Below are 19,936 nucleotides of genomic sequence, written 5' to 3'. Positions count from 1 at the left end.
TACCCCAGACAATTAAATGTCAGTTTATGCGCTTTTTTCTTTATTCTCGTCTTTTACTTCTTCGAAATCAGCATCAACAACATTTTCGTCTTTTTTACCTGTATCATCTCCACCATCATCTTTTCCTGATTCTGGTTTAGCACTTTGTTGTGATTTGTAGATTGCTTCTCCAAGCTTCATTGAAGCTTGAACTAGAGCTTCTGTTTTTTTCTTGATATCTTCAATGTCTTCACCTTTCAGAGCTTCTTTTACAGCAGATGATGCATCTTCAATTGCTTTTTTCTCAGCATCTGAGATTTTTGATCCATGTTCTTTTAAGTTCTTCTCAGTTGAATGAATTAAAGTGTCCGCCTGGTTTCTAACATCAACCGACTCTCTTTTCTTTTTGTCAGCTTCTTTATTAGCTTCAGCATCTTTCACCATTTTTTCAATTTCTTCATCACTTAATCCACCAGAAGCTTGAATTTGTATTTTTTGTTCTTTACCAGTTCCTTTATCTTTTGCCGAAACATTTACAATACCGTTGGCGTCAATATCAAATGTAACTTCAATTTGAGGAACTCCTCTTGGAGCTGGAGCAATACCTACCAATTCAAAATTACCTAATAACTTATTATCAGTAGCCATCTCTCTTTCGCCTTGTAAAACTCTAATAGAAACAGCTGGCTGATTATCTTCAGCAGTTGAGAAAACTTGGCTTTTTTTAGTTGGAATCGTTGTATTCTTATCAATTAGTTTTGTTGAAACACCACCAAGCGTTTCAATACCTAATGATAGTGGTGTAACATCCAATAAAAGAACGTCCTTAACGTCCCCTTGCAAAACACCTGCTTGAATAGCGGCACCCATTGCAACTACTTCATCTGGGTTTACACTCTTATTAGGGTCTTTTCCAAAAAAGTTTTTAACTTCTGCTATAACTTTTGGCATTCTAGTCATACCACCAACCATAACCACTTCATCTATCTCACTTGCAGTAATTCCTGCATCTTTTAAAGCAGTCTTACATGGAGGCATTGTTCTAGCAATTAAGTCCTCAACTAAAGCCTCAAGTTTTGCTCTAGTCATCTTTAAATTAATGTGTTTTGGACCAGTTTTATCTGCAGTTATAAATGGCAAGTTTATGTCTGTTTGTTCTGCAGATGATAATTCTATTTTTGCTTTTTCAGCCGCTTCCTTTAATCTTTGTAAAGCAAGTTTATCTGATTTAAGATCAATACCATTATCTTTCTTAAATTCAGAAATTAAATAATCAACGATAGCATTATCAAAATCTTCACCACCTAAAAAAGTATCACCATTAGTTGATTTAACTTCAAATACACCGTCACCTAACTCAAGTATAGAAACATCAAATGTCCCTCCACCTAAATCGTATACAGCAATTTTTTTATTTTGTTTTTTATCTAAACCATAAGCTAGCGATGCAGCAGTTGGTTCATTTATAATTCTCAAAACTTCTAGTCCTGCAATTTTACCTGCATCTTTTGTAGCTTGTCTTTGTGCATCATTAAAATATGCTGGTACAGTAATTACAGCTTTTGTTACTTCTGATCCTAAATATTTTTCAGCTGTCTCTTTCATCTTTTGTAATATGAATGCAGAGATTTGTGAGGGAGAATACTTTTCCCCTTTAGCTTCAATCCAAGCGTCTCCTTTTTCAGAGTTAACTATCTTAAATGGTGCAGCTTCAACATCTTTTTTTACTGTTGGATCATCAAAATTTCTTCCAATTAATCTTTTAACTGCAAAAATTGTGTTTTCAGGATTTGTTACTGCCTGTCTTTTAGCAGGTTGGCCTATTAATTTTTCATTTTCATCAGTAAATGCAACTACCGAAGGTGTTGTTCTTGCTCCCTCTGCATTTTCTAAAACCTTAGCTTGTGTTCCTTCCATTACCGCAACACAAGAGTTGGTTGTTCCTAAGTCTATTCCAATTATTTTGCTCATAATATTATTGTCTCTCTTTCGTCATATAGGGTTTAAATTTGAAACTACAAGTTGATCTCATCATTATTTATCTTCTGAATTTTCCTAATTTTGTTCAGTTTTTTCCTCTTTTTTGACAATTTTTTTTGAGACCCCAACTAATGAAGGTCTTAAAAGTCTATCTTTAATAGTGAAGCCTTTTTGAATTTCTTGAACAATTGTTCCAGCTTCTTTAGTGTCATCTTCAATCTCCATCATTGCTTGATGAAAGTTAGGATCTAGTTTTTTGTTGATACAATCAATTGGTTTAATATTGTTTTTTTCAAAAATAGAAATTAAATCTTTCTTTATTATTTCTAAATGCTCCAGTGTCTTCTTTAAAGAGTCTGTTTCTTTTAACTTGTCATCACTTTCTAAAACATGTTTAGAACGATCTAAGTTATCAATTAAATTTAATGCTTCCTTAGCAAAGCTAAAACCTCCATACTCAAAGGCATCCTCTTTTTCTTTTTCAAACCTTCTTCTTTGATTTTCCATTTCAGCAAAAGTTCGTGCCAATTTATCCTCTAGTTCGGCAATTTTTTCTTCTGGAGTTGGTTCTTTAATCTCTTCTTTGGTTTCCTGAGGTGTTTCTTGTTTATTTTCACCTGCTGAACTTTCCTCAAGTTTTTCTGTTTCTTTTTCTAAATTCTGATTCTGGTCTTCTGGAGTATTGTTTTGGTTTTCTTCTTTTTCCATGAGGACATATATGGTAAGGAATTTAATTATTTCTAGATGTCTAAGCAAAAAATTAAACAATTACTCATAGGTACTAACAACAAGGGAAAATTGAGAGAAATTAAGAGTTTATTACCAAATTATATCAAAATTTACTCTACATCTAATTTTAAACTTAAAAGTCCTGCTGAAAATGGAAAAACTTTTGAGGAAAATTCCTTAATTAAATCAAAACATTTCTCTAAAAAGACCGGTCTGACATGTTTGGCTGATGACTCTGGTTTGGAGATAGATCATTTAGATAAAAGACCTGGAATTTATTCTGCACGATGGGGAGGAAAATCTGGGGATTTTAATAAAGCTATTAAAAAAGTATTTAGAGAGTTATCCAAAAAAGATAAGAATTGGAAAAATAAAAAAATTAAAGCAAGATTTGTTTGTGCTCTATCAATTTCATATTTAAATAAAAAAATTGCCTGTGTAGTAGGCAAAGTTGAGGGTCGAATATCAAATGAGCCAAAGGGGAAAAAAGGATTTGGTTATGATCCGATTTTTATCCCACTTAAAAAAACTAAAACATTTGGCGAAATGAAACCATCTCAAAAATACAAAATGGACCATCGCTATCAAGCTTTTAAAAAGCTTAAAAGATTTCTGTAAGTTTTTTATCTTCTATTTTATAAAAATTTAATCTGTGATTAATTTTGTTATCCTTAATATCAAAAATTCCTATCTTACCTTTAAATGAATTTTTTTTCTTAAATAATTTATCCATTTTCGAAAGATCTGATTTCAATGAAAGGTAATATACTAAACCAACCAAATCATAACTTAACAGCGAGAGATGGGATGGGTTTTGATTAAAAGCATTAAAATATTTAATTTTATAATCATCAAAATTTTCTTTATTAATTGATGGATAATAAATTGGTTGAATATTTATTTCTTCCATTAAACTTTCATCAAACCATTGGTTAAGGGTTATAAAGTATTTATTTTTTGGAGACACATCAGTGTAAAGTAAAGAGGTTGCAACACTTTTAAGGCTTTCATCAAAATCAGATATAACAACTGCATCAAAATTTACATTTCCAATCGTGTATCTTTTTTCCAAGCTTTTAATTTTTCTTTCTTTATTTGGTTCATTTAACTCTTGAATTCTTCTTATTTCATCCGCTAGATTTTGTTTTCTAATTTTGTATTTAGTTATTTCCTCAATTTGTTTTGTAAGTTTTGTCGGTTCAGTATTATATTCAAAATTTTTAAAAACTTTTATTTTGGAATTTTTAACACCATCTTTGACTTCAAACTCAAAATTCTGAATTGGTGTTAAAAAAAGAGTTTTTTGTAAATTATTATTATCTAAAAATTTTTTTATAGTATTAAACTGTGATGTGGAATTTATTCCAGCAGAAATTACATTTTCAGGTAAATCTAAAGTTTTATTTGTTAATGATAAAAAAGTTAAATCTTTCATCTCATCTAAATAAGTTAAACTTTCATGAAATATTGGTCCAATAACAATTTTTATTCCCATTTGTTTTAATTCAAAAGCAGACTTAAGAGTTTGGTTAGCTCTTGTTGCGGTATCTTTTGGATAAATTTCTATTAAATCATTATTAATATCTTTGACTGCTAAACTTACGGCCTTAATAATAGATGACCCTAGGTCTTTATTTTCTCCAGTCATCGGAACTAAGAGTCCAATTCTTATTTTTTCATTTGCATTAACTAAACTTAAGAAGTTTAAAAATAAGAGAAGTAAAGAAATAGAAATAATTTTGATAATCTTTTTCATTTTGATGTTATTATATAATTTTTAAGCTGAATTATGATCACAAAACCACAATTTAAATCAAATGACTATAAAAATGGGCTTTATTTAGTAGCAACACCAATAGGCAATTTAAAAGATATATCATTTAGATCATTAGAGGTTTTGGAAAAATCAGATTATATACTTTGTGAAGATACTCGTGTTTCTAAGAATTTATTAGACAGGTATAAAATTAAATCAAAATTGATTTCAAATCATAAATTTAATGAAAAAAAAAATACATTACAGATAATTGAATATTTAAAATCAGGTAAATTAGTTTCACTTATATCTGATGCAGGAACACCAGGTATCTCTGATCCAGGTTTAATAATAGTGAATGAATGTATAAAAAATAATCTTAATATATTTTCAATACCTGGACCATCAGCAGTTACAGCTGCTGTTGTAGCAAGTGGATTTTCTGACAAATATTTTTTTTACGGTTTCTTACCAGAAAAAAAAAATCAAATAGAGGATGAATTAAAAAAACTATCAAACTTTAATCACAGTTTAGTTTTCTTTTCATCATCAAAAAAAGTAAACAAAATAATTCCAGGATTTAAAAATTTTTTTGCTGGAAGAAAAGTAGTGTTTTGTAGGGAGATATCCAAATTATATGAGGAGTATATTAGAAAGAATATTGATGAATTAGAATTATTTAATAATGAATTAAAAGGCGAATTAACAATAGTAATTTCTGAAAAAAAAGAAGAAAATACTTCGCAAAAGCTAAGTGAATCAGATATTAATTTGATTAAGAAAATGATCAACAAATTAACTACGAAAGAAATTACAGATTTAATTACCAGTAATAAAAATATTTCAAAAAAAGTAGTTTATAATTTTTGCTTAAAATTAAAAAATGAGAATTAAAAATTTAATAATAATTCTTTTATCAATTGTTTTGACTGGTTGCGCTGCAGGAGTTGGTTCATCTGGTTTATTTGGAACTGGTGTATCAGTTGCGATGGATCCAAGAACAGTTGGAACTCAAATAGATGATTCTATTATGCAAAAAACTATTTCAACTAAAATACTTGCTTTGGACAAAAAACATTTCTTACAAGTTAAAACAAAAGTTTTAGATGGGAGAATTTTTATAACTGGAAAAGTAGATGAACCCGAGGAAAAATTAAAAATCACCAAAATTGCTTGGGAAACAAAAGGAGCTAGATCTGTTAGAAATGATATTAAAATAAAAGAAGAATTTAATTTTAAGCAATCAGCAAAAGATTTGCTTATCACTTCTCAATTAAGAACAGCTTTAATAGTTAATAAAAATATCAAAGCAACCAACTATCAAATAGATACTTATAAAAAGAAAATTTATGTTTATGGAATAGCTTTAACTGATGAAGAAAAAGAAATGGTTATCAGTGAAGCAAAAGAAATCCTAGATGTTGAAGATGTTGTGGCCAGTATTTTGCTACTTGAAGATTTGAGAATTCAAAAAAATTAATCTATTTGATATTTAATAACCTCCGATGAATAAGCTGCAATAGAAGCTAAATTAATAATTTCAGATGTTGAAGATCTAAGCGGAGCAATTTCAATTGGTAAACCAAGTCCAATCAATAATGGCCCTATAACTTTAGTATCACCTAAAGTTTTCATTAGTTTATAAGATATTGCTGCACTATGTTGTCCAGGCATAATTAAGATATTGGCTTTACCTACTATTTTTGCAAAAGGATAGAGTTCTTCGTAATCAGGATTTAGAGCAACATCAGGCTGCATATCACCGTCAAATTCAAAATTAACTTGTTTATCTTTTAAAATATCCACTGCCGTACGAATATGTTTTGTTCTACTTGTCAAAGGTTGTCCGAATGTGGAGTGTGAAACAAATGCTATTTTTGGATCAATTCCAAAAAGTCTTACTACTCTTGCAGCTGAAATTGCAATCTCAGCCATTTCTTCTGATGTAGGGTATTCATGAACGCTTGTATCTGCAATGAAAATAGTTTTTCCCTTATTGACAACCATGTTTAGTCCAAACATTATTTCACCTTTTCTAACATCAACAACTTGTTTAATTTTTTCAAGAGATGCTCCAAAACGTCTAGTATTTCCTGTAACTGCACCATCCGCATCTCCACAAGCGACCATGCTAGTAGCCCAGACAACTCTATCGTTTCTGACCATTCTATCACAATCTCGTTCTAATAAACCTTGTTCTCTTTGAAGTTTTTTGAATAGATGATTTACATATTTTTTTCTTTTTTCTTCGTCTTTTGAGTTAGTAATTTCAATATCAAAATTTTCGCTGTAACCTATATTTTTAATCTGCTCTTTAATTTTACTCTCTTTACCAACTAAAATTGGAATACCAAGCTTTGAATTTTTAAATGCTATTGCAGCTTTTAAAGTATTTTCATCTTCACCATCTGCAAAAACAATTCTTTTTTGATTTTTTTTAATGAAAGAGTTTATACCTTGCATAATTGTAACTGTTGGGTCTAATCTTTGTTTAAGTCGTTCTTTATAGTTTTCAAAGTCATCAATTTTTTTTCTAGCAACTCCACTTTCAATTGCTGCTCTGGCCACAGCAGCTGGAATAACACTAATTAATCTTGGATCAAAAGTTGATGGGATTATATAATCTTTACCATAATGAGGTCTTTCGCCACCCATGGCTGCAACAACTTCATCTGGCACATCTTCCCTAGCAAGTTTTGCTATAGCTTCAGCAGCAGCAACTTTCATTTCCTCATTGATTGTTTTCGATCTTACATCTAGTGCACCTCTAAATATGTAAGGAAATCCAATTAAATTATTTACTTGATTGGGATAATCTGATCTTCCAGTTGCAATAATTGCATCATTTCTTACTTCGTTTATTTCTTCAGGTGTAATCTCTGGATCAGGATTTGCACATGCAAATATAATTGGATTTTTAGACATACTTTTAACCATATCTTTTTTTAAAACACCTTTTGACGATAATCCTAAGAATACATCAGCTCCTTTAATTGCATCACTTAAAGTTCTTAAATCTGTATTAATTGCAAATCTTGATTTCCATTGGTCTATTCCTTCTGCTCTTCCTTTATAAATTACACCTTTTCGATCTAGCATTATTACATTTTCAGATTTAACACCCGAGTTAATAAATAACTCCGTACAAGCCTGAGCAGAAGCACCAGCACCATTAACAACGACTTTTATATCCTTAATAGATTTTCCACTTATGTCGAGTGCATTAAGCAAAGCAGCGGTTGTGATAATTGCTGTTCCATGTTGATCATCATGAAATACTGGAATATCTAATATTTCTTTGAGCTTTTGTTCAATAATAAAACAATCTGGCGCAGCTATATCTTCTAAATTTATTCCTCCAAAACTTGGAGCAAAGTTTTTAATTGAATTGATAATTTCCTCAGCATCTTTACAGTCTATTTCTAAATCAATCGAATCTATATCTGCAAACCTCTTAAATAGTACTGCCTTTCCTTCCATAACCGGTTTAGAGGCTAATGCACCTAAGTTGCCCAACCCTAAAATTGCAGAACCATTACTAATTACTGCTACTAAATTTCCTTTACTCGTATAATCATAAGCTGCCTCTGGATTCTCACTTATTTTTTTAACTGGGGCAGCAACCCCTGGAGAATAAGCAAGAGCAAGGTCTCTTTTGGTAGTCATGTTCTTTGAAGAAACTATTTCAATCTTGCCAGGTTTTTTATCCTTATGAAAATCCAAAGCTTCTTTATCTGTGTAATGATCAATCTTTGTTTTTTTCATTTTTGTTTAATTATCTAAACTTAATTCTATTTGTATTTTTTTTAAAAATTTTTATTAATCTTAATATTTGATCTATATATTCTGATAATAAGTATACAATTAGGGTAAAATTAAGACTAATATGATTTATGAACTTAATTAAGTCAACAGGCACATTTGGCTTTTATACCATCATTAGCAGACTGCTTGGATATATTAGAGACATATTAATTGCAATATTTCTTGGAACAGGTTTGTTGGCAGATGCTTTTTTTGTAGCATTTCGAATTCCAAATACATTTAGAAGATTATTCTCAGAAGGAGCTTTCAATGCCGCCTTTGTACCTAGCTATACTTCTGAAATGAACAAAGGAAAAAAATCTGCAAACGATTTTGCAAATAATATTTTTAATCTTTTATTTTTAGGTCTCTTAATTTTAACAATAGTTGTTCAAATTTTTATGCCTGGATTTGTATCAATTATTGCCCCAGGTTTTGTAAATGATTTAGAAAAAATGGATTTAGCTATCAGTTTAACAAGGATTACTTTTCCTTTTTTATTATTTATTAGTTTAGCATCTTTTTTTTCTGCAATATTAAATTCTTATAACAAATTTGCTGCAGCTTCAGCAGCACCAATTCTATTAAATGTTATTTTAATTATTGTTTTATTATTTTCAAAAGCTTTAGGAGATGAGCTTGTTTACTATTTATCTTATGGTGTATCTTTAGCAGGATTATTACAGTTAATTTTTTTAAATTATTTTGTTAAAAGATTTTTTTCATTTAAATTTAATTTTAAGTTAGCAAGAGATGAAAAGGTAAAGTTTTTTTTTAGAAAACTACTCCCGAGTATTTTTTCATCAGGCGTAACGCAAATCAATATTTTGGTTGGAACAATTATCGCTTCTTTTCAAGCTAGCGCAGTTTCTTATCTTTATTACGCAGACAGAATTTATCAGATCAATTTAGCCATAGCTGGTATTGCCATTGGAGTTGTGATTCTGCCACAACTTTCAAAGTTTATAAACTCTAAAAATCATGAAAAAATTTCTCTTATTCAAAACAAAGCTTTAGAGTTGAGTTTATTTTTAAGTATTCCAGCAACGATTGCTTTAGTGATTGCCTCAGAGGAAATAATTTCAGCATTGTTTGGTTATGGTAACTTTAATAAAGAATCTGTTGTTAACTCAAGTCTTGCTTTATTTTATTTTGCTTTAGGTTTACCTGCTTTTGCTTTGATAAAAGTTTTTTCAAGTTTTTTATTTGCTAATCATAATACAAAAATACCATTTTATATTTCGTTAATTTCGGTCCTTTTAAATATTTTGATTAGTATTTATTATTTTAACAAAATAGGTTTTATTATAATTCCAATCGCAACTTCAATTTCATCGTGGTTTAATTCAGCACTATTATTTATATACTTAAAAAATAATAATTTATTCTATTTTCAAAGTAACTTTATTTTAAATTTCTTTAAAATAATTTTTGCATCAATTTTAATGGGATTATTTTTTAATTTTCTATTAAACTTTTTTGAAAATCAACTTTCATTTTATTATAGTTTTAAATCAATTTATTTAATCTTAAGCGTATTATTTGCACTGTTCTTTTACATATTTATTTGTTATTTCATCAAAGCTTTTAAAATTAGTGATATTAAAATAAACTATTAAAAATATGGGTAAAAAAATATTTTCTGGCGTTCAGCCAACAGGTAATCTTCACCTCGGTAATTATTTGGGTGCAATCAAAAACTTTGTAGACCTTAATAATGACATTGATAATGATTGTATATTCTGTGTAGTTGATCTGCACGCAATTACAGTTAAACAAGACCCAAAAGAGCTAAAAAACAATATTCGAGAGACAGTAGCTACTTTTATAGCAAGTGGAATTGATCCTAAAAAAAGTATTATTTTTAATCAATCTGGTGTAGCGGCTCATTCAGAGGGAGCTTGGATTTTGAGCTGTGTTGCTCGAATGGGTTGGTTAAATAGAATGACACAATTCAAGGAAAAAGCGGGTAAAGATAAAGAAAAAGCAAGCGTTGGACTGTACTCATATCCTGTTTTAATGGCAGCAGATATTCTTTTGTACGATGCGACTCATGTCCCTGTTGGTGATGATCAAAAACAACATCTTGAGCTATGTAGAGATATTGCTCAAAAGTTTAATAATGATTTTGATAAAGATAATTTTTTGCAAGTACCTGAACCTTTAATTCAAAAAGAATTTTCTAGAATTATGAGTTTAAAAGATGGATCAAAAAAGATGAGTAAATCTGAATTATCAGATTTAAGCAGAATTAATTTAACAGATGACAAAGATGCAATAGCAAATAAGATAAAAAAAGCAAAAACTGATCCATTACCAATGCCAAGTAGTATTGAAGAATTAAAAGAGAGGTTAGAAGCAAAAAACCTTCTTGGCATATATTCTAGTTTAAACAATTCAACTTTACAGAATACAGTCGAAAACTTTTCAGGTAAAAATTTTTCTGAATTTAAAAATCAACTTTCTGATTTATTGGTTAAAAAGATTGAACCTATATCTTTGGAAATTAAAAAACTTTTAAATGATCAACCTTATTTAGATAAAATCCTTCTAGAAGGAGTTGAAAAAGCAAACTCAATTGCATCAAAAAAGATAGATAGAATTAAAGAAATACTAGGATTTTAATATAATTTAAATATCAAGTTTAAATTTTAGAAATAAGCTCTATATATATTTACAAAATGTTCGTACAAACTGAAATAACACCAAATCCTAATTCTTTGAAATTTCTTCCTGGCAAGAAAGTATCAAACAGTGGTCCTTATGAAATAACAAGTAAAGATCAAATAAATAATGATTTGGTTAGAAATATCTTATCAGTCAATGGGGTTGAGGGTATTTTTTTAGGACAGGATTTTATTTCAGTAAATAAAAATGACCAAATTAAATGGGACGAAATTAAACATATTGTTATTTCATTAATAAATGACTTTTATTTAGATGGTAAAGAATACGTAATTGATGAAAATGAAGAAGAAAAAAATAATAATCTAAGTGAAATTGAGGAAAAAATTGTAAAAATTTTAGATCAAAAAATTAGACCTGCAGTTTCAAGAGATGGTGGTGATATAAAATTTAAAGAATTTAAAGACGGAATAGTAAAAGTGCAACTACAGGGAAGTTGCTCAGGCTGTCCAAGCTCGACAATGACTTTAAAGCAGGGAGTACAAAATCTTCTCTGTCACTATCTTCCAGAGGTAAAAGAAGTTGTTGCGATATAATAATTTATGAAAAAAAATTTAATCAAATTTCAATTTATTAAAAATAAAAGCATTAATTCTATTTCTAGATTTATGTTAAGTGGAATTTTTTTAATCTCATTTTTTTATGTAACTCCAATGTTTATTAACTTTGCTGAAAAAAACTTTAATCATAAGGAATTTACAAATAATTCTAAAAATCTCTTATTAAAAAAACTTAATACAAATGGTTTAATTGAAGAAGATATCTCAGATGAAGTAGATGAAATGGATTTACTTTATGATATTTTAGAGGAAAATAATTCAGAGATTAATTTAGTCAGGTATACAACCTCAGAAATCAATTCATTATTTAAAGAGGTAAACTATAACTTAAAAGATGTGAGAAAAAATAAACTCGTAAAGCCTATAGATATAGGACTTCTTCCAAACGAAATAAATGACATCTCTAGTTCAAAGAAAAAAAAGGATATGTTTATTAAAATAATCCTCCCATTGATTGTTAAAGAAAACACTAAAATTAGAATAGATAGAAAAAGACTCTTTACGATTTTAAATAAAAGTAGCAATACTGATATCGAAAAAAAATGGCTTGAGAAAAAATTTAAACAATATGGTGTTAGGCAAAATGATTTTTCATCATTAAAGGTAAGGATGGATGAAATTCCAGCTTCGTTAGCAATTGCACAAGCAGCAAAAGAAACAGGTTGGGGAACTTCAAGATTTGCAAGAAAAGGAAATGCTTTATTTGGTCAATGGACATGGTCAGGTGAAGGTTTAAAACCTAAAGAAGCTGACAAAGGTGAGACTCATAAAGTCATGAAATTTAATAGTTTACAATTATCTGTGAGAGCATATTTAAGAAATTTAAATACTCATAAATCTTACATAAATTTAAGAAAAGCTAGGAGTGAGTTGAGAAGTAATGATAAACCAATTGATAGTATAGTTTTATCTAAACATTTAGATAAATATGCTGAAACAGGAAATCAGTACATCGAAGTTCTTCAAAAAATAATTAATCAAAATAAATTGAAAGATTTTGATGAGGCAAGATTATTGCCATCTAGTAAGGATTTGGAAAGCTTAATTTAATTTTTTTTGATTGGAAATTGAACTCCAAACCATCTCCATTTCCCATTATCGTTTAAAGAACAGTTTATCCTCCCCCTTCTAGGCTTAAAAGGTTCTCTAAATTCAATAGTTAAGATTTGATTAGATAAATTAGTTTTAGATTTATCCCACTTGTCTCCTTCGTTGGAATAACATGTAATATTTCTTAAATTTTTTTGTTCTTTAAAAAATTCAACTTCAAAATTTGGTGGATTATCATTTATTGTAAGCTGTTTTTCACTTGGAGATAAACTTTTATATTCTAAAGGATAATAATTAATTATGGATTTAAATCTTTTAAGTTCTCCATATTTTTCATTTATTGGAAATCTTGGTAATTCAAATTTATTTTTATTAAGATCAATAACTCCAGAATGTTGACCAAATGCGTATTTAAAGTTTTGAGAAATATAATCTCTCATAAATTTAGAGTATTCACCAAATGGATAAGAGAATAGATCAGGAATATAATTAAGTTCCTGTTTAAAAATTTTGTTTGCAGTTTCAATATCTAAAATGAAATTTTCTTCAGTTTCTTCAATTAGGTATTCGTGGCTATGTGAATGATGTCCAATTAGTGAAAAATCTACCGCATCAATTTCTCTAATTTGATCCCAGGTCATATAACCCTTGTTTCCAACTGGTTCTGTTGAAACAAAAAGTATAAATGGAATTTTGTTATCTCTTAAATGTGGCCAAGCTTCATTGTAAAATGATTCAAAAGCATCATCAATTGTTATCAAAACTTCTTTTTCTGATTTTGAAGTTTTAAATTTTGAATCAAATTCATTAGGATTAAGAAAATTGTATTTAGAATTTTTAACAATTTCTAAGTGCTTCTTAAATACCTCCATATTAATATTAGTTGATGGGTATTTATGTTCATTAAATCGATGGTACATTATTGATAAAATCCCATTATCTTCTGAATAAAATTTGATATTATATTCATCTGATTTAGAACTAAAACTAAGAAACAAAGATAAAATGAATAAACTTATAATTGATGTAGCTGGAGATAAAATTTTTTTAATGATCATAGCTAATGATCATATTTACAATATTACTCATGAGAATACTAAAATAAATTATGAAAAATTAACTTTGTTAATAAAAGAATTTTTAGAATCAAATAAATTTGAATTGAAAGATATTAAAAAAATATACATTAACAGAGGCCCAGGAAGTTTTGCGGGGATTAGAAATTCTATTTCTGTTGTAAAGGCTCTCAAATTAGCAAAAAATATTGATTATTATTGCTATAGTTTACAAGATTTTAAAGGTGAAAAAGATGTAAAGTATGAAAATGTCCCTTATTTTTGCGATAAATTTAAAATTAAAAAAAATTTGATTAACCCTATTTATATAAGTTAAAATTAAATTATGTCTGAAACAATTGAACAAAAATGTTCAGCAAAAGGTGTGAAATTGACAGATCAGAGAAAAATAATTGCTCAGGTCATGTCCGAGTCCACTGATCATCCTGATGTTGACGAACTTTATAATAGAGTTTCAAAGATAGATAATAAAATAAGTATTGCTACCGTCTACAGAACAGTAAAATTATTTGAAGAATCTGGAATACTTACTAAGCACGAGTTTAAAGGTGGAAAAGCCAGGTATGAAGAGCTCAATGAAGGACATCATGACCATTTAATAGATGTGAAGTCAGGTGAAATAATAGAATTTGTTGATGAAGAAATCGAAAAACTTCAAAAAAAGGTAGCAGATAAATATGGTTACACTTTAGTTGATCATAAGCTTGAACTTTATGGGATAAAAAAAAAATCCTAAATTAAAATGCAAAAAATTTTCATTAAAACATTTGGTTGTCAAATGAACGAATATGATTCAAATAGAATTTTTGATTCAGTAAAGAAAATTGGTTATCAAAAAAGTGAAAACTTAGAAGAAGCTGACTGTTATTTATTGAACACTTGTCACATCAGAGATAAAGCAAAAGAAAAAGTTTATTCTGAAATAGGAAGAGTTAAAAAAAGCTTTAGAGCTAAAAAAAAACCATTAGTAATAATTGCAGGGTGTGTTGCCCAAGCAGAAAACCAAGAGATGCTTAAACGTGAACCTTATATAGATTTAGTAATTGGCCCTCAAGCTTATCATAAGATTAACGAAACAATTTTGAATCATATTGAAAAAAGAAAAAAAATTGAACAAACAGATTTTGATGCTGTTTCAAAATTTAAATATTTTAGTAAAATAAAGAATGAGGCAGGTAAGATTTCATCTTTTTTAACTATTCAAGAAGGATGTGATAAGTTTTGTCATTTTTGTGTGGTTCCATATACTCGTGGACCAGAATATTCTAGACCATTCAATCAAATAATTGAGGAGGCAAATTATTTGTCAGATAATGGAGCAAAAGAAATCATACTTTTGGGACAAAATGTAAATGCTTACACTGATAATAGTAAAAGACTATCTGATTTGGTTTTAGAAATTGAAAAGATTCAAGACGTAAAAAGAATTAGATACACAACTTCGCATCCAAAAGATATGACTGATGATTTAATTGAAGTATATAAAGTCTCTAAAAAATTAATGCCTTTAGTTCATCTTCCAGTTCAGAGTGGATCCGATAGGATTTTAAAGTTGATGAATAGAAAACATAAAATAGATCATTATTTAAAAGTTTATGACGAATTGAAAAAAATTAATAAATCAATTGAATTTTCAAGTGATTTTATTATTGGTTATCCTGGTGAAACTGAAGAAGATTTTCAAAGTACAGTCGATTTAATTAAAAAAGTTAATTTTATAAATTCTTACTCATTTATTTTTAGTCCAAGGCCTGGGACAAAGGCAGAAGCTTTAGATTTAATTGATAAAAAAATTTCAATGGAAAGGTTAGAATTTATTCAAAATTTATTATCTGAAAATCAAACCCAAATGAACAAAAAATTAAAAAATAGAACAATTGATGTGTTGGTTGAAAATTTAACCGAAGATAAATCCAAAGCTTTTGGTAGAACTGAATATATGACATCAGTAATTTTTAATGGTAAAAGAGAACATATTGGAAAAATTGTGAAAGTAAAAATTACAAATAGTAATAGAACTACATTGTTTGGAGAATTGCTAAGCAACCCAGATCAAAAGGTGGCATAATCTTTGAATAATACAATTAAAAAAAAAATCGATACCACTCTAAAATTTGTTTACTCAGATAACAATTCATTAAGTGTAATATTTCACAACAACGAATTACTCATGGGTGTTGCCGGAGAATTTAATAAAAATTTAAAAGAATTAGAAAAGATGACTAACTCTAGTTTGTATTCTAGGGGAAATTCAATAATGATAAAATCAGATCCACAAAAAAATGAATTAATAAAAAATGCAATTCAATTTTTAACTAATCAATTTATAAATAATGGTTCAATCGAAAATAAAGATCTTATTTCATCAGTTGATCAATTTATGATTAAAGAGAAAGTTAAAAATAATAATGTAACTGACATTATAAAAACACCAAAAAAATCAATTATTCCCAGATCCGAAAAACAAAAAAGCTATGTCAGAGCTCTAAGACAAAGTGATATTGTAATCTCAGCAGGACCAGCTGGAACAGGAAAAACTTTTTTAGCTGTAGCAGTTGGTTTAACTATGTTGTTAGAAAAAAAAATTGAAAGAATTATTCTATCTAGGCCTGCTGTTGAAGCAGGAGAGAGACTTGGCTTTTTACCTGGAGATATGAAAGAAAAAGTAGATCCGTATTTAAGACCTTTATATGATTCCTTGTACGACTTATTTGATTTTGAAAAAATACAAAGAATGATCGAAATTGGTGATATCGAAATTGCTCCTTTGGCATTTATGAGAGGTAGAACACTAAAAAATTCTTTTGCTATATTAGATGAAGCGCAAAATGCAACAGATACACAAATAAAAATGTTTCTAACAAGAATCGGTGAAAATTCAAAAATTGTAGTCAATGGAGATCCTACTCAGATAGATCTTCCTAACAAAAGTATGTCAGGATTAGTTAGATCAAAAGAATTATTGGGGCATCTAAATGAAATTTCAGTTGTAGACTTTGATCATTCAGATGTAGTTAGACATCCATTGGTTTCTAAAATTGTAAAAGCCTACTCTAAAAATGATTAATTTAAACGTCTTCTCAGAAGAGAAGGCTTGGTCTAAAAAAATAAAAAAAAAAGATTTTTTTTTTAAAAGCATTTGCAATGCTTTTCCAAAAAAATATAAATTTTTAAATAAAAAAATAAGTTTATCTTTACTTCTTTCAAACAATAAAAAAATTAAAATTTTAAATAAAAAATTTAGAAATAAAAATAAATCTACTGATATTTTATCTTTCCCATCTAGCAAAATATTAAAAATATCAAAGCAAACTTACTTAGGAGATATAACTATTAGTTTTAATTTTATGAATAAACCAAAATCACAAACAGATAAACAATTTAAAGAAAAAATAATTAAAACTTTTATTCATGGTTTTTTACACTTGTTAGGATTTGATCATGTAAAAAATAAAGATTATTTAAAAATGTTAAAAGAAGAAGAAAAAATATTTAAATCAGTTATCTCAAAAATTAAGTAAATTGAAAAAAAATTTATATATTGATGTAGTTTATTTATTGTTTCTTGGAGCAATAACTTCATTAAGTTTACCACCTTTCAATTTGTTAATAATTAATTTTCTATCCTTTAGCTTATTCTTTATTTTTTTAATAAAAAAAAAGGATAGCAAACATAAATTATTTTTTTTCTATGGTTGGTTATTTGGATTTGGATATTTTCTAACAAATATATATTGGATCTCTATTTCATTAACATTTGATGAAAATTTTAAAGTTTTAATTCCATTTGCTTTAATTTTAGTTCCTTCTTTTATTGCGTTATTTTACGGTTTTGTTTGTTATTTATTTATTTTTTTTAAACCAAATAAGACTTTGAGTTCAATTTTATTATTTTCTGTAATCTTTGGTTTTCTAGAATTCATTAGAGGTTCAATTTTATCAGGTTTTCCTTGGAATTTAATTGCATATAGTTTTTCAAATCATTTAGAAATTTTAAGCATAACATCTTTAATAGGCACATATTCTTTCAACTTATTTTGTATAACTTTGTTTTTAAGTCCTGCACTCTTTATTTTACGGAATGACAAAAAAGATTTAATTTTTTGCTTAATTTTACCTTTAATATTTTTACTATTTTATTTCTTTGGATATTCAAATAAGCAGGATTTTTACAATGGTGATGTAGAAAAACTTGATTATAAAATAAGATTAGTTGGTACAGATATTTCTTTAGATAGGTTTTATTCAGGAGAGGGGCCTTTATCAACTATAGAAGATCTTATAAATATTAGTTCACCAAATAAGAAAGAGAAAACAATTTTCATTTGGCCAGAGGGTATATTGCCTGGAATTTCTCAGGATCAAATTCAAAGTTATGATTATTTATTTAATGAAAGTTTTAACGAAAATCATTTACTTATTTTAGGTATAAACAATAAATTAAAAGTTAATGATCAGGTTAAGTATTATAATACTTTATCTGTTTATGATCATAATCTTAATTTATTAAATTATTATAATAAAATAAATCTTGTACCGTTTGGCGAATTTTTACCTATGGAAAATTTATTAAAAAAAGTAGGTTTCAAATCTTTAACTAACAATTATCAATCCTACTCAAAAGGTCAAAAAAGGGAAATTATAGAGTTAAATAAAAATAATTTCTCTATAAAATTTTTACCATTAATTTGTTATGAGATAATTTATTCTGGAAAATTATATAAAAATCATGACTTTGATATAATAGTAAATATTTCAGAGGATGGATGGTTTGGTCAATCAATAGGACCAGAACAACACTTTGTTCATAGTATATTTCGAGCTATTGAAAGTGGAAAATATGTAATTAGGTCAGCTAATAATGGAATAGCTGCGATAGTAAATCCTATCGGTATCGTTGAGGAAAAAATAAACTTTAATGAAGTTGGATATATTGATTTTACGAAAATGATAAAAATTCAACCAACAGTCTTTGCTAAATATGGGAATAAAATTTTTGGTTTAATAATTTTATTGTATATTTTTTTAATATTTTCATTTAATAGAATTAAAAATGAGTAATTTAAAAAATTTCCTATTTACAAGCGAGTCTGTTTCAGAGGGACATCCAGATAAAGTATCAGATAGAATTTCTGATATGGTTGTTGATAGTTACATTTCTGGAGATCCTTATTCAAGAGTTGCCTGTGAAACTTTAACGACAACAAACAAAGTTGTGCTTGCAGGTGAAGTAAGAGGACCTGAGATTAAAAAAGATGATTTAATCGAAAGAGTAAGGAATTGCATAAAAGATATTGGATATGATCAGGAAGGATTTACCTGGAAAGAAGCAACAAAAATAGAAAGTCATTTGCATTCTCAATCTGCTGATATTGCAATGGGTGTGGATTCATCTGGAAATAAAGATGAGGGTGCTGGAGACCAAGGTATAATGTTTGGTTACGCATGCAATGAAACAGATGTATTTATGCCTGCACCAATTCATTATTCGCACAAAATTTTAAGACATATGGCTGAGGATAGAAAATCTGGTAAATTAAAAGAAATCGAACCAGATTCAAAAAGCCAAGTTACATTTGAATATGTAGATGGTAAACCGACTAAAGTAAAATCTGTTGTTATATCATCTCAACATTCTTCTGATGTTAATCAAGCTCAGGTAAGAGAATTATTAAGACCGTATATGTTGAAATCAATTCCAGAAAAATTTCTTAAAGACTTTAACGAGGAAGAGTTTTATGTAAACCCAACTGGTAATTTTGTAATAGGTGGTCCAGATGGGGACTGTGGTTTAACAGGAAGAAAAATTATTGTGGATACCTATGGTGGAGCAGCACCTCATGGAGGAGGAGCATTTTCAGGTAAGGATCCTACAAAAGTAGATAGATCTGCTGCTTATGCGGCAAGATACATTGCTAAAAATGTTATTGCTTCAAAAATAGCAGATAAATGTTTAATACAGTTAGCTTATGCAATAGGAGTTTCAAAACCTTTATCAATTTATGTTGATTTGTTTGATAATGATTTAGATAAAAACAAATTTGTTGTTGAAAAGATTAATGAAAATTTTGATCTCAGTCCTAGAGGAATTAGAGAGATGTTAAACCTTAATAGACCTATATATGAAAAAACAGCAGCCTATGGTCACTTTGGTAGAACTCCAGGAGATGATGGATCATTTTCGTGGGAAAAAACTGATAAAATCAACGTTTTTTCTAAATAGTTTCAGTTGAATTAAAAAAAAACTTTACTATATTGCCCTTACATTGTTGAATTATCAAAATGGGCTCTGGCCCATTTTTTTTTGGAGCAGATAA

General features: G+C 28.2%; 19 protein-coding genes. 14 read left to right on the top strand and 5 right to left on the bottom strand.

Going from position 1 to position 19,936, the window contains the following annotated elements:
- Positions 1–24: 24 nt before the first annotated feature.
- Together dnaK and ACTTBE_RS05585 are read right to left on the bottom strand one after the other, a co-directional pair.
- Positions 25–1,950 carry a molecular chaperone DnaK gene (dnaK, locus tag ACTTBE_RS05590; protein WP_440677522.1) on the bottom strand — a complete coding sequence of 642 codons (1,926 nt, stop codon included), beginning with the start codon at positions 1,948–1,950 and terminating at the stop codon, positions 25–27.
- An 84-nt stretch (positions 1,951–2,034) separates the two neighbouring features.
- Positions 2,035–2,667, bottom strand: a complete 633-nt coding sequence (locus ACTTBE_RS05585) for a nucleotide exchange factor GrpE (RefSeq protein ID WP_440677521.1) — start codon at positions 2,665–2,667, stop codon at positions 2,035–2,037.
- Between the two features lie 36 nt (positions 2,668–2,703).
- Here ACTTBE_RS05585 and rdgB point away from each other — a divergent pair, with 36 nt between their 5' ends.
- Entirely contained in the window at positions 2,704–3,306 is a 603-nt protein-coding gene (rdgB, locus tag ACTTBE_RS05580; protein WP_440677520.1) for an RdgB/HAM1 family non-canonical purine NTP pyrophosphatase, read from the top strand.
- Here rdgB and ACTTBE_RS05575 read toward each other — a convergent pair.
- A complete protein-coding gene (locus ACTTBE_RS05575) occupies positions 3,290–4,444 on the bottom strand; it encodes an ABC transporter substrate-binding protein (protein ID WP_440677519.1) in 1,155 nt (384 codons plus the stop codon). The genes rdgB and ACTTBE_RS05575 overlap by 17 nt on opposite strands.
- Before the next feature lie 33 nt (positions 4,445–4,477).
- Between ACTTBE_RS05575 and rsmI the strand changes: the two genes are divergently transcribed.
- Positions 4,478–5,338, top strand: a complete 861-nt coding sequence (gene rsmI / locus ACTTBE_RS05570) for a 16S rRNA (cytidine(1402)-2'-O)-methyltransferase (RefSeq protein WP_440677518.1) — start codon at positions 4,478–4,480, stop codon at positions 5,336–5,338.
- A complete protein-coding gene (locus ACTTBE_RS05565; protein WP_440677517.1) occupies positions 5,328–5,924 on the top strand; it encodes a BON domain-containing protein in 597 nt (198 codons plus the stop codon). Before rsmI ends, ACTTBE_RS05565 begins: the two co-directional genes overlap by 11 nt.
- Here the strand turns inward: ACTTBE_RS05565 and ACTTBE_RS05560 are convergent.
- Positions 5,921–8,209, bottom strand: a complete 2,289-nt coding sequence (locus tag ACTTBE_RS05560) for an NADP-dependent malic enzyme (protein WP_440677516.1) — start codon at positions 8,207–8,209, stop codon at positions 5,921–5,923. The genes ACTTBE_RS05565 and ACTTBE_RS05560 overlap by 4 nt on opposite strands.
- A 128-nt stretch (positions 8,210–8,337) precedes the next feature.
- On the opposite strand from ACTTBE_RS05560, the gene murJ reads away from it, so the two are divergent.
- The 4 genes from murJ to ACTTBE_RS05540 are packed head-to-tail and all read left to right on the top strand — an operon-like array spanning position 8,338 to position 12,543.
- Entirely contained in the window at positions 8,338–9,867 is a 1,530-nt protein-coding gene (gene murJ / locus ACTTBE_RS05555; protein WP_440677515.1) for a murein biosynthesis integral membrane protein MurJ, read from the top strand.
- Positions 9,868–9,871: 4 nt separating this feature from the next.
- Positions 9,872–10,873, top strand: coding sequence for a tryptophan--tRNA ligase (trpS, locus tag ACTTBE_RS05550; RefSeq protein ID WP_440677514.1), 1,002 nt, complete (start codon positions 9,872–9,874; stop codon positions 10,871–10,873).
- Positions 10,874–10,929: 56 nt separating this feature from the next.
- Complete coding sequence (locus ACTTBE_RS05545; RefSeq protein WP_440677513.1) at positions 10,930–11,469, top strand: NifU family protein; 540 nt, start codon at positions 10,930–10,932, stop codon at positions 11,467–11,469.
- Between the two features lie 6 nt (positions 11,470–11,475).
- The gene (locus ACTTBE_RS05540) at positions 11,476–12,543 is read left to right on the top strand and encodes a glucosaminidase domain-containing protein (protein WP_440677512.1); all 1,068 of its coding nucleotides are present in this window, start codon (positions 11,476–11,478) and stop codon (positions 12,541–12,543) included.
- Here ACTTBE_RS05540 and ACTTBE_RS05535 read toward each other — a convergent pair.
- Complete coding sequence (locus ACTTBE_RS05535) at positions 12,540–13,541, bottom strand: polysaccharide deacetylase family protein (protein ID WP_440677511.1); 1,002 nt, start codon at positions 13,539–13,541, stop codon at positions 12,540–12,542. The genes ACTTBE_RS05540 and ACTTBE_RS05535 overlap by 4 nt on opposite strands.
- 7 nt (positions 13,542–13,548) lie before the next feature.
- Here ACTTBE_RS05535 and ACTTBE_RS05530 point away from each other — a divergent pair, with 7 nt between their 5' ends.
- From ACTTBE_RS05530 to metK, 7 genes are read left to right on the top strand one after another with little or no spacing between them, the layout of a single operon-like run.
- Positions 13,549–13,935, top strand: a complete 387-nt coding sequence (locus ACTTBE_RS05530; protein WP_440677510.1) for a peptidase M22 — start codon at positions 13,549–13,551, stop codon at positions 13,933–13,935.
- A gap of 9 nt (positions 13,936–13,944) precedes the next feature.
- A complete protein-coding gene (locus tag ACTTBE_RS05525) occupies positions 13,945–14,355 on the top strand; it encodes a Fur family transcriptional regulator (protein WP_440677509.1) in 411 nt (136 codons plus the stop codon).
- Between the two features lie 6 nt (positions 14,356–14,361).
- Positions 14,362–15,687 carry a tRNA (N6-isopentenyl adenosine(37)-C2)-methylthiotransferase MiaB gene (gene miaB / locus ACTTBE_RS05520; RefSeq protein WP_440677508.1) on the top strand — a complete coding sequence of 442 codons (1,326 nt, stop codon included), beginning with the start codon at positions 14,362–14,364 and terminating at the stop codon, positions 15,685–15,687.
- Positions 15,688–15,690: 3 nt separating this feature from the next.
- Positions 15,691–16,686: a PhoH family protein gene (locus ACTTBE_RS05515; RefSeq protein WP_262590057.1), complete on the top strand. Its 996-nt coding sequence runs from the start codon at positions 15,691–15,693 to the stop codon at positions 16,684–16,686.
- Positions 16,679–17,140 carry an rRNA maturation RNase YbeY gene (gene ybeY, locus ACTTBE_RS05510; protein ID WP_440677507.1) on the top strand — a complete coding sequence of 154 codons (462 nt, stop codon included), beginning with the start codon at positions 16,679–16,681 and terminating at the stop codon, positions 17,138–17,140. The genes ACTTBE_RS05515 and ybeY overlap by 8 nt, the downstream gene beginning before the upstream one ends.
- Before the next feature lies 1 nt (position 17,141).
- Complete coding sequence (gene lnt / locus ACTTBE_RS05505; protein ID WP_440677506.1) at positions 17,142–18,680, top strand: apolipoprotein N-acyltransferase; 1,539 nt, start codon at positions 17,142–17,144, stop codon at positions 18,678–18,680.
- A complete protein-coding gene (gene metK, locus ACTTBE_RS05500) occupies positions 18,673–19,842 on the top strand; it encodes a methionine adenosyltransferase (protein ID WP_440677505.1) in 1,170 nt (389 codons plus the stop codon). The genes lnt and metK overlap by 8 nt, the downstream gene beginning before the upstream one ends.
- The last annotated feature ends 94 nt before the right edge of the window (positions 19,843–19,936 follow it).

Origin of the sequence: Candidatus Pelagibacter sp. HIMB1587, assembly GCF_052047775.1 — a bacterium.
Classification (GTDB): Bacteria; Pseudomonadota; Alphaproteobacteria; order Pelagibacterales; family Pelagibacteraceae; genus Pelagibacter.
This window is presented reverse-complemented; position numbering and strand designations above follow the sequence as displayed.